This is a genomic window from Sphaerochaeta sp. (genome assembly GCF_050178175.1).
Taxonomy (GTDB): domain Bacteria; phylum Spirochaetota; class Spirochaetia; order Sphaerochaetales; family Sphaerochaetaceae; genus Sphaerochaeta.
On record NZ_JBFXGH010000020.1, the window covers coordinates 19,757 to 30,520 of the forward strand.

9 protein-coding genes are annotated in these 10,764 nt (G+C 48.1%); 5 read left to right on the forward strand and 4 right to left on the reverse strand.

What is annotated here, in order from left to right; all coding sequences use genetic code 11:
- Window positions 1-145: 145 nt before the first annotated feature.
- Entirely contained in the window at window positions 146-1,471 is a 1,326-nt protein-coding gene (locus tag AB7S66_RS04050) for a Mur ligase family protein (RefSeq protein WP_428518185.1), read from the forward strand.
- Here the strand turns inward: AB7S66_RS04050 and AB7S66_RS04055 are convergent.
- The gene (locus AB7S66_RS04055) at window positions 1,437-2,486 is read right to left on the reverse strand and encodes a lipid II:glycine glycyltransferase FemX (protein WP_428518186.1); all 1,050 of its coding nucleotides are present in this window, start codon (window positions 2,484-2,486) and stop codon (window positions 1,437-1,439) included. The two genes, AB7S66_RS04050 and AB7S66_RS04055, sit on opposite strands and share 35 nt — an antisense overlap.
- Before the next feature lie 81 nt (window positions 2,487-2,567).
- Complete coding sequence (gene metG / locus AB7S66_RS04060) at window positions 2,568-4,781, reverse strand: methionine--tRNA ligase (RefSeq protein WP_428518187.1); 2,214 nt, start codon at window positions 4,779-4,781, stop codon at window positions 2,568-2,570.
- A gap of 135 nt (window positions 4,782-4,916) precedes the next feature.
- Between metG and hflK the strand changes: the two genes are divergently transcribed.
- From hflK to AB7S66_RS04075, 3 genes are all read left to right on the forward strand, one after another.
- A complete protein-coding gene (gene hflK, locus AB7S66_RS04065; RefSeq protein ID WP_428518188.1) occupies window positions 4,917-5,900 on the forward strand; it encodes an FtsH protease activity modulator HflK in 984 nt (327 codons plus the stop codon).
- A complete protein-coding gene (gene hflC / locus AB7S66_RS04070; RefSeq protein WP_428518189.1) occupies window positions 5,897-6,898 on the forward strand; it encodes a protease modulator HflC in 1,002 nt (333 codons plus the stop codon). Before hflK ends, hflC begins: the two co-directional genes overlap by 4 nt.
- A gap of 77 nt (window positions 6,899-6,975) precedes the next feature.
- Window positions 6,976-7,674, forward strand: a complete 699-nt coding sequence (locus tag AB7S66_RS04075) for an HAD family hydrolase (RefSeq protein WP_428518190.1) — start codon at window positions 6,976-6,978, stop codon at window positions 7,672-7,674.
- On the opposite strand, the gene AB7S66_RS04080 is transcribed toward AB7S66_RS04075, so the two are convergent.
- Window positions 7,629-9,275: a hypothetical protein gene (locus AB7S66_RS04080; RefSeq protein WP_428518191.1), complete on the reverse strand. Its 1,647-nt coding sequence runs from the start codon at window positions 9,273-9,275 to the stop codon at window positions 7,629-7,631. The genes AB7S66_RS04075 and AB7S66_RS04080 overlap by 46 nt on opposite strands.
- 5 nt (window positions 9,276-9,280) lie before the next feature.
- Window positions 9,281-10,015: an ABC transporter ATP-binding protein gene (locus AB7S66_RS04085; RefSeq protein ID WP_428518192.1), complete on the reverse strand. Its 735-nt coding sequence runs from the start codon at window positions 10,013-10,015 to the stop codon at window positions 9,281-9,283.
- Between the two features lie 230 nt (window positions 10,016-10,245).
- On the opposite strand from AB7S66_RS04085, the gene AB7S66_RS04090 reads away from it, so the two are divergent.
- The coding region (locus AB7S66_RS04090) for an argininosuccinate synthase domain-containing protein (RefSeq protein WP_428518193.1) at window positions 10,246-10,764 on the forward strand (519 nt) is incomplete at its 3' end.

Below are 10,764 nucleotides of genomic sequence, written 5' to 3' on the forward strand. Positions count from 1 at the left end.
TTATGCAGGGAAGATAAATCAACGTCAATAGGGAACTTGGGAAATTTCTCGTATACTCTTAGGTGAAATTCCTGCGCTTTCAGTTGCGTTTCACTTGCTCTAATTGCACTTTCTTTTTACTATAGAGACATCCGGGGGGTGGCACATGAAGGTACTTATCTTCGGCCTTGGAATGCACGGAGGTGGTTTTGCAGCAGCCTCATATTTCCTCGACCATGGAGATGAAGTAAGAATTACAGATCTGAAGGGGACCAGTGATCTCGGTTATGAGATGGAAGATCTCAACCAACGAGGGGCATTGTGCATCTCCGGACCACATCGGGCAGAAGATTTTCTGTGGGCTGACATTGTAGTCAAGAACCCAGCCATTCCCCCCAACCACCCAATGCTCAAGTATGCACGCATGGTAGTCAATGACTTTGCCTGGCTGTTCAGTTCCCCTTGGTGTGAACAGGTAAAGATTATAGGCATCACAGGAACCAAAGGAAAAACCACAACCAGTGCAGCTGTTGCCCATGTGCTGCAGGAGTATGGGCACGAGGCAATGCAGTGTGGGAATATGGGGATCAGCGGATTCAGCATTCTCAGGGAGTGGGAAAGGCGGAATGAGCAAGGAAGAGCATTGCCCGAATTTCTTGTCTGCGAATTCTCATCCTGGCAAATTCGGGACACGGTACAGGCAATGCATGGACAGTTGCCGATGATGGAGCTCTGTGCGCTTACCAACTTCTATCCCGATCACCTGAACTCCTATGAATCCATAGAGCGCTATCTTGAGGATAAACTGCAATTATTCACCAGAAACATCAAAATGGCGGTCATCCCTGATGTGATGCTGGGCAGGATAAGAACCCAGACCCACCTGGACAAACGACATATCCGTGGAATTGAAAGAGCAAGCGCAAAGGTACTTGAGGAGCAACCGCATCTCAGAAGTGCCTATGCCATTCTGCTTGCATTGGGTTTCAAATATAAAAGCATTCTTAAGGCCCTGCAGAGTTTCCAAGGAGTTCCTCACCGAATCGAACAATTGGGTATGCTTGGCAATATCCTGTTTGTCAATGACAGTGCAGCTACAATTCCCGAAGCAGTGCACTTCTCCTATGCAAAGTACAGAACCATGGCTGTACACCTCATCTGTGGTGGTACAGACAAGAATCTCCAAGCTGAAGGAATGCTTGAGGAACTACTGCATGCAAGCAGTCTCTCCTTGCTCGATGGAAGTTTCACCAGAGGCAAGCTTATTCCTCTGCTTGAGAAGCACCACATCCCATATTACGGTCCCTTCAAGTCAATGGGTGATGCCCTGCAACAGAGTTATGAAATGGCTCGCGAGAAGGAACAGGAGTTGCCGAATCTGGTACAGGCAATTCTTCTTTCGCCTGGAAGTGCTTCCTTTGAACTGTTCGCCAATGAGTTCGACCGTGGAAACCAGTTCAAGAACTTGGTAGGGCTTCTGCTTGGCTCTTGATGCCCCTTCTTGAACGAAACCGGACTGTCTCAAAGAACCTATAACAATGCCAGGTTAGCCGATTGTAGAGATAATCGGTTGAAGGCGAGCGGTAATATGGTTGTCCTCCAAATGAACGTTTGAATATCTCCAACCCGGCAAGGTGACTTGCCCTGCCCCTTGGCCCAGGAATTCCATACAGGTCATAGATTCCACACTTTCTCTCACAAGCCATCCGGATTGCACTATCCTGCAATAAATAGGAACAGGAAATGCCATCAAAGCGCAAGGACGCCCCATAGAGATAGATCGCTTCAGATGGACTGAACAGTACGATAATCCCCCCGACAATCTTCTTGCCTTCATAGGCCAGCAAAAGCTGAGATGTGAACACACTCTCATCTGGGGAAAGCATCATCAGGGAACGAAGATATTTTTTTGACCTGGGGCTGAACCCATCCCTTCGTGCTGTTTCCAAATACACATCATACCAAGCAAGGAAGGACGCCTCGTCCCCCTCATGCACCCTTACCTGGAAAGCTTGTTCCGCTTTTCTGAGCGCACGCTTGGCCCTCTCCCGATAACCCAGTGTCACGGCATTGTATCCCCACCTGAGGTCTATCCTGACAGTACCTTCAGGTTGTACACTCTGCTCCAATGTCCTGAGCCTTCTTGTATGAAAGGTCATGACATTCTGATCATTCACTTCTTCAAATGGCAGGTCATAGCGAAGTGCAAACACCCCTTTTGGGAGAAGTTTCCGTATCTGTTTGGCTAGATCCTCCAAGAATACACCCACTTGACTGAGCTTGAGCAATGAGAGCGGGGGCCCAAAGGGGATGTATGCGAGGGAACAGAAAGGAGCCATCCGTTTGACGAGCACAAGCAGTGTAAAAGCTGAGCTCTCCATCTCAACTGAGAATGCATAGCCCTTCCACCCGGAGTGCTGTTTCACCCCAGCCCAGTAGCTGCTTTGGAACACTGTACTGCTCGGTGAAAGTTCACTGGTTGCTATTCTCTGGATACGCATGTTCATGCTCCTCCCCCCTTGAAAACATATTTGGGGGCCAATCGGCCCCCAAAATCCTTTTCTCCATAAGAAGAGTCCTGGCAGGGGTCAACCTACCGGGCCATTCAGGTATTTCTTTGCGGTCAGGACTATCCCGTCTTTTCCGATCGGCTTCCCATCAATCTTCACTACACCAGACTCAGTATAGATCGGCATGGAGAAGAAGTGATCGGCCTTCACATACGGGAGCTTTTCCTCAACCGGAGAAAATCCCTCGGGTGTAAGCACACTTCCCACTTCGAACTGGGGTGCGAAGAGCACTTCACAGGTGGTGTGTTCCTCAGCATCAGGATCACTGGCTGCAAGCAGCATACCGTAGCTTTTCTCTCCACGGAAATTTGCCGGTTTGAGATTGCTTACCAGTACTATGTTCTGGTCCTGCAACTCCTCTTCCGTGTAATAAGGCACGATGGAACTGACAATAGTCCTTGGTTCATCTTCCTGTACATCAAGGGTAAGTATATAGAGTTTATCACCACGAGGGTGTCTCTTCACATTGGTAATCTTTGCGACCTTGAGAATCACTCGACTCGCAAACTGTCCAGCCAGGCTTACCTGGTCCTCTTTCTGATCCATATCTTTCTCCAATTCTTTGGTTTTCTTCTGTTCCCGCTCTTCCTGCGAGCCACTGAAACGAGTACGCAACTGCTCAACCACCGAATCCTCAAGCTTGGTGAAGAGCAGTGAAACCTCGCCGATACCCTGTATCCCTTCCCAGTTTCCAAGGTCTTTCCAGTTGGTTTTCTCAACACCAAGGAAGGAAAGCATTTTCAGAGAGGTCTCCGGCATGAACGGTTGTACCATCACCGCCAGGTCACGAATCAAATAGACGAGGGTCTTGAGCAGGCTCATCGCTTTCCCTGGTTGTTCCTTGCGCATCTTCCAAGGTTCGCCGTCCTGGAATGCCTTATTTCCCAATGAGGAGAGGCTGATGATCTGCCTGAGTGCATCGCGCTCCTCAGCACGCTCCATGCATGAATCGATTTTCTTCTCACGTTCTACAATCTGGGCATGCAACTCAGTATCGATGGGTGCTGAGAAAAGGGCTCCATCTTCATAAAACCGTTTCACAAACGTCAGAGTCCGGTTGACCAGGTTGGAAAGGTTGCCAATGAGCTCCCCATTCACTTTCTCCTGGAAGTCAGCCCAAGTGAAGGTAACATCACTTTTCTCCGGTCGGTTGTAGAACATGTAAAACCGCCAGGCATCGGCTGGAATTCCTGTGTCCTGGACATCATTGCCAAATATGCCGATCCCGAGACTCTTGCTGAACTTTCCACCCTCGTAATTAAGGTATTCAGTACTGCTCATATGATGAAGCATGGTCCAATCCATCCCACTTGCCAGCTGGCAGGAGGGGAAAATTACTGTATGGAAGGGAATATTGTCCTTGCCAATGAACTGGAACAGTTCAGTATTCTGTGGATCGAACCACCATTTCTTCCAATCCTTGGTAGCATTGGCTGATATGGATACATACCCGATGGGGGCATCAAACCAGACATAGAACACCTTGTCTTCATATCCCGGCTTGGGAACAGGAATACCCCACTTCAGGTCGCGTGTGATACAACGTTCTTTCAGACCATCGCGGATCCAGGACTTGGTCACCTGGATGGCATTGTTTGCCCAGAAACCATCTTTGCTGGTCTTCTCCATCCAAGCTTCCAGCATTGGAAGAGCTTTGGGCAGATTGATGTAGAGATGTTTGGTTTTCTTGACAATCGGGGTGGTACCACAGACACCACAGTGAGGGTCGATCAACTCAACAGGGTCAAGCAGGGTCTGGCAACTGTCACACTGGTCCCCTCTTGCACCCTCTGCGTGGCAGTAAGGACAGGTTCCTTCAACAAAGCGGTCTGCAAGGAATCGCTCGCACTTTGGGCAGTAAAGCTGCTCCAACTCATGCTCACTGACATACCCAGCTGCGTCCATCCGCTTGAAGATATCCTGGACAATTTCAGTCTGGGCCTCTGTGCTTGTCCTTCCAAAATAATCAAAATCAATATTGAACCACGCATAGATGTCACGGTGTATGGCATGATAGCGGTCACACAACTCCCTTGGGCTCACGCCCTCCTTGAGAGCACGTGTCTCAGTTGCCGTACCATATTCATCGGTACCACATATATAAAGTGTCTCATACCCTTTCAATCGACAGAAACGGGCAAAAACATCAGCACTCAGGACCTGGGTAAGGTTGCCTAAATGGGGAATATTGTTAACATACGGGAGCGCAGAAGTTACTAGTCTCTTTTTCATAAGGGATATAATAGAACGCACAGAATTTTATTTCAATGCCAAACGAATCGATGTTGGCGTTATTGCCTCCTTGACTAGTCCACGAGAGCTAAGTACATTGAAAGAGTGCCATAATTGGTACAAAGAGGAGTTATCATGGATACCATGCAGCAACCACCGAGGCCTGCGCGCAAAGTGAAGAACATCAGCCCCAAGCTGGTGATCTGGATTATTGTCGCCGTCGTCCTCATCATGCTGGTTCTTAGCAGTTTCTTTGTTGTCGACCAAACCGAACAAGCGGTTGTCCTGCGCTTGGGAAAATACAACCGAACAGTAGGCCCTGGATTGCAGACCAAGATCCCACTAGGAATCGAGACCAGTTACAATGTCCCAACCCAAGTCGTTCAGACGATGACATTCGGTTATCGCTCAAACAGCCCTACTTCCCCACTTTTTGGAAACAGCGACTACACCACTGAATCACTCATGCTGACAGGTGACCTGAACATCATCGATGTACAGTGGATCATTCAATACAAGATTGAAAACCCGGTGGACTGGATGTTCAATGTTGAGTCCAGGGAAACAACACTGCGGGATATCAGCCAGAGTGTCATGAACAAGCTGGTGGGCGATCTTCCCATTCTCTCTGTCATGACCAGTGAACGTACCCGAATCGAGATTGAAGCACAAGAGAATATGCAGAAAATCTTTGATGCCTACGAATTGGGAGTACGCGTTGTTACCGTCAAGCTACAGAACATCGTACCACCGGTTGGAGAAGTCCAGGATGCTTTTGAGGATGTCAACAAGGCAATCCAGGATATGAACCGCTTGATCAACGAAGGAAAGCAGAACTACAACAAGGTCATTCCTTCTGCCCGAGGTGAAGCAAACAAGCTCATCCAGCAAGCGCAAGGATATGCAGCTGAACGTGTAAACCAAGCCAAAGGTGATGTGGCACGATTCAACAGCGTCCGAGAGGTCTATGAACAGTCACAGACCATCACTCGAACTCGATTGTACATTGAGACAATGGAGGCAGTCATCAATCCCACCGAAAGCGGATCAGTTACCCTGGTTGACAAGAACCTGGGCAACTTCCTTCCGGTGCAGATGGTTGAAGGGGGTGCAAAATGAGCACAAACACCAATAAGAAACTAGTTACCACCCTGGTAGTCCTCGTTGTCTTCATTGCCATCTTCATCTTGCTGGGACCCTTCTACATTCTTCCAGAAGGCCAGCAGTCAGTGATCACCCGTTTCGGCAAGATTGTTGATACGGAACAGGATGCAGGACTCAAGTTCAAGATGCCGTTGGTAGACAGCGTAGTGATCTATCCCAAGAAAATACTCTCCTGGGATGGGGCTGCACAGAGGATTCCAACCAAGGAAAACCAGTTCATCTGGGTTGATACCACAGCCAGATGGAGAATTGCAGATCCTGCCAAGTACTATGAGACGGTCAATACCGTCAATAATGGCATTTTCAGGCTGAACGATATCCTTGATTCTTCGATTCGAACCATCATCAGTGAAAACTATCTCAATGAGGCGGTAAGGAACAGCAATGAGATCAATGTCATCGAGGTCGAAGAGCAGGTACAAAATGTAGAGAGTGTCGAGGATGCTGAGAGACTGCGTAACCTTACCGCAACCGTTGCCAAGCAGGAAACAATCAGTATCGGTCGTGATGGCTTGAGCAATATGATGTTTGCCCAAGCAAAACAATTTACCGATGAGTTCGGTATTGAACTGATTGACATCGTCATCCGACAGATTCGCTACAGTGATGATCTCACCGAAAGCGTATATCAGAGGATGATCAAGGAACGTAACCAGATTGCTGAGGCATATCGTTCCTACGGTCGTGGACAGCTAGCACAGTGGCAAGGAAAGACTGAGGGAGAAGAGAAACAGATTCTCTCAGAAGCCTATGCTGAAAGTGAAAAGATCAAGGGTATTGCAGACGCTGAAGCTGCAAAGATCTATGCAGAGTCTTACGAGGTAGATCCCGAATTCTTCGAATTGTGGAGAACCTTGGAGTCATATCGCAAGACAGTGCCTGGTCTGGACAAGATCCTCAGTACTGATATGCAGTACTTTGACATGATTTATGGTAGAGATGCCCAAGAGTAAATACTCGACAGGCTATCATCCAGGAGGAAGGAATTTGTTCCCTTCCTCTTTTTTTGCCTTCCTGTTACACTCATCGCATGAAAGAGAAAAGCCTAACCATCTTCGACTTCGACGGTACACTCTACCCGATCAACTCCTATGACAGCGAACAGCTGCTGATTCTTTCTGCGGCGAAGGAGAGAGGGGTCCTGTTCAAGAAACGGGGCAAGCACTTCATCGAACAGGACCAGAAGGGAGTTTATGACGATGCATCGTTCCACCACCGCTATGAAAAACTGGTCAAGCAAGCTACCTCAACCATGATAGATGAAGTAGCAGACATCCTTCTCTCTTCCATTGGAAAGAGGGAAAAAGAGGCCCTCCTCAGACTTTCTCGGATCAGTGACCTGGGTATCCTTACCTGCGGTACGGAAAATATTGCAAGGGCATTCCTCCAGAAGCTCGGGATGGATGACTCATTCTCGTTCATTCGTGGAAAAAGACTCGTCAGAAATGAAGAAGGCATCTTCCACTTGTTGGTCGATATTGCAGGCCCGGAGGACAAAGCTCTGGCAGTAGACTCGCTCAGAGCAGACTATGAGACCATCATCGCCATCGGTGATGGCCCCACCGATATCCCCATGCTTGAGGCGGCAGACCATGGGATGATTGTTGCTTGGAACAGGCAGAACCGGCAGTACCCCTTTGACACCTTCCCTTCCCTGGAGTCAGCAGTATTGCACTCCATCGATTACTTGGAAAGCAATACACGAGCCCCCCGGAGCGCAAGGCGATAGGAAAGGGAAAAGCCAAGGCCGGTCAAACCAAACAACAGCAACACGGAGAGCACCATACTCAGACCGATAAGCATTGGCAACAACAATATCAAGGCAAAGAGCGCCAAGGACATGAAAGCTGCAAGCATACCGAAGAGCCCATTCAGGTTGCTTTTCATCGCCTGCTGACTCACCTTCCAGTCGAGCCTTGGATGATGGTAATCGATTGCAAGTTGCAGGCATGCAATCATTCCTATGCAAAGCAATGACAAAGGTATCATCCAAAGCAGATGCCACAGGGGAAGCGAAAGTAACAGGAACGCTGCTGCTAGATAGATTGCATGGGGAATGAAGACAAGCAGAAGATGAAACAACAACTTCGCCCTGACGAATGTACTTGCTTCAAGCGGGTACTGCTTATCAAGGTCAAAGCGCTTTCCCTGCCTGGAAACACTGGTTGAGCTGATCATGCTGAGATTTGCGAACAAGAGCAACAACAGATACACGAGTTGGAGGAACACCCCGGTTTCAATAAGTTGCGAAGCAACCGCAGCTAGCTCATCGAGGATACCCATGAATCCATAGAGCACAAGAAGCAAAACAGGGATTCCAAGTTCTCCCACTATTTCAAACACAAACATGCTCTCAGAGCGGATGATGAGCAATTCACGTTTCATCAGCGCCCACTGGGGACTTGAAGAACGGAGGGAATGCTTGGCTTTTCGGGGCCTCGCAACCGATTGGTTGCTCAGTACATACGAGAGATTTGCTGCATAGGTGGATCCCACAAACAGAACCAAACCAATAAGGAGAAGCAATCCCAGTCCCAGCATACCAAACAGGCTTGCAAGGGAGGTGACCATCTTTGCCTGCATGATGAAAAGGGGGATCATAGCCATGAGCTTCTCGATGATAGGTGCATAGGCTTGCAACATTGCCTCATAATTGAACGCGAGCAACGAACCATCCTCACTCATATTCCTGGCAAGGGAAACTGTCATCATAAGAATCAGGAGCATCAAGGCGACAGCGCTGAAGAGCTCCTCTGCCCTCTTATGGTTCCTTCCCTTTGTGAGTCTTACCAATACCATGGAAATCAGGACAGAAAGGGAGAGTGCAAAAAACGGTCCTATCAGAAGAAAAAAGATTCCGCCAAATAGGTATACCAGGGAGAAACCATCAATCCAGAGTCCAACGATGAGAGCTGGGAAGGTAACGAACCAGTACAGGGGAGCTTGCATCAAGTAGGCGATCAGCAGCCTGCTTGCTCCCAATTCGCTGTGACGTACGGCCAATGGTCCAACCAACAAGATGTCCTTTGCCCCATAGAGCAGGCTGGTCCCACTGGCCAAGCTATAAAACAGTTGGAATGCAAAACCCAAAAGAGCAGCAAAGATAAGGCCTAGATAGGGATAACCCAAGAACAAACCAAGGGTTTGATAGCTATAGTAATTCACCCCCAGAATAACACCAAGATAGATAAAAACCATGACTATCAAGAAACTGGCCAGTATACTCACGATACGGGAACGTGAGGTACTGATGCGTTCAAAGAAATCCTTGACCGGCTTGGTCCCCGAGAAGAAGGCGCGAACCAGCAACAAAACGACGCGCACGTTCATGGCCACTACTCCTCGCTCTCTGTCAGTTCAAGAAACAACGCTTCCAGGGTTGCATCAAGTTCTTGTGTACGAGACTGCAGTTCCTGTAGGGTCCCGGTGTACAACAACCTCCCCTCTTTTATGATTCCCAGACTGCTACAAAGTTGCTGGGCAACTTCCAATACATGGGTGGAGAAGAAGACCGTATTCCCGGATCCAGCAAACTCACCCAGGAGCGTTTTCAAGATGAAGGTTGCTTTTGGGTCCAGCCCAACCATGGGCTCATCCAAGATAAGCAACCTAGGGGAAGGCAACAGGGCTGATATGATAGAAAGCTTCTGTTTCATCCCATGGCTATAGGAAGAGATCTCCTCCTCCAAAGCGTGTGAGAGCAATAATCGCTCCCCCAGCTCATCAATCCGTTGCTTACGTTCCACGCTACCAACCCCATAGAGATCTGCAATGAAGGAGAGATGCTCATACCCACTCATTCTCTCATAAAAAAACGGTTCATCAGGTACATAACCGATTAATCGCTTATAGCTGAGAGGATCAGAATGAAGGGAGTATCCCATGAAACTGATCGAACCAGAATCTGGTCTGAGCAAACCAGTGAGCATCTTGATGGTGGTACTCTTTCCAGCCCCGTTGGGACCAAGGAATCCGAATATCTGCCCAGGTGCAATGGAGAGATTCAGTGTATCGACCGCTTTCGTTGGTTGATTACCATATCGTTTGGTTATTTGATCACATACCAGCATTTGACTACCTCCACTGCAGTATAGAGTGGAAAATATGATTTTGCAATTACTATTTCGAAAATTTTCGAATTAGTATTGTTGTATATTAATGCAGTATATTTCTTGATATATTCGATTTTAATTGCATATAATACGATTTATACGAATATTTATGCATATACCTCTTGTCATTCTACACAAGAATTACTACACTGACGGCAGAATACAATACCGGACAGGGAGATACGAATATGGATAAGGAAAAAATCATTCTGGCATACAGCGGAGGACTGGATACCTCGGTTATCCTGAAATGGCTTGCCAATAAAGGGTTTGATGTCATCGCCTATGTGGCAAATGTAGGGCAGAACGAGGATTTTGCAGCTATTGAAAAGAAGGCTTTGGCAACTGGTGCTTCAAAAGTATACGTGGAAGACCTCAGAGAGGAATTGGTCACTGACTACATCTTCCCTGCCCTCCAGGCAAATACCATCTATGAAGGCACCTATATGCTGGGAACCTCCCTGGCCCGCCCGATCATCGCAAAACGCCAGATTGAAATTGCCCGCAAGGAAGGAACCGTCTATGTTTCCCATGGCGCCACAGGCAAGGGAAATGACCAGGTCCGCTTTGAGTTCGGTTACTATATGCATATGCCCGAGGTTAAGATCATCAGTCCCTGGAAAGACCCTGAATGGCTCAGTCAGTTCGAGGGAAGAAGCGATATGATCGCCTACGCAAAGAAGTACGATATCCCAGTCAAGGCATCC

Excerpts from the sequence above, each read along its gene's own strand:
- hflK (WP_428518188.1), top strand. The coding sequence starts at position 4,917 with ATGGATACCATGCAGCAACCACCGAGGCCTGCGCGCAAAGTGAAGAAC.
- AB7S66_RS04075 (WP_428518190.1), top strand. The coding sequence starts at position 6,976 with ATGAAAGAGAAAAGCCTAACCATCTTCGACTTCGACGGTACACTCTAC.
- metG (WP_428518187.1), bottom strand. The coding sequence starts at position 4,781 with ATGAAAAAGAGACTAGTAACTTCTGCGCTCCCGTATGTTAACAATATT.
- AB7S66_RS04085 (WP_428518192.1), bottom strand. The coding sequence starts at position 10,015 with ATGCTGGTATGTGATCAAATAACCAAACGATATGGTAATCAACCAACG.
- hflC (WP_428518189.1), top strand. The coding sequence starts at position 5,897 with ATGAGCACAAACACCAATAAGAAACTAGTTACCACCCTGGTAGTCCTC.
- AB7S66_RS04055 (WP_428518186.1), bottom strand. The coding sequence starts at position 2,486 with ATGAACATGCGTATCCAGAGAATAGCAACCAGTGAACTTTCACCGAGC.
- AB7S66_RS04080 (WP_428518191.1), bottom strand. The coding sequence starts at position 9,275 with ATGAACGTGCGCGTCGTTTTGTTGCTGGTTCGCGCCTTCTTCTCGGGG.
- AB7S66_RS04050 (WP_428518185.1), top strand. The coding sequence starts at position 146 with ATGAAGGTACTTATCTTCGGCCTTGGAATGCACGGAGGTGGTTTTGCA.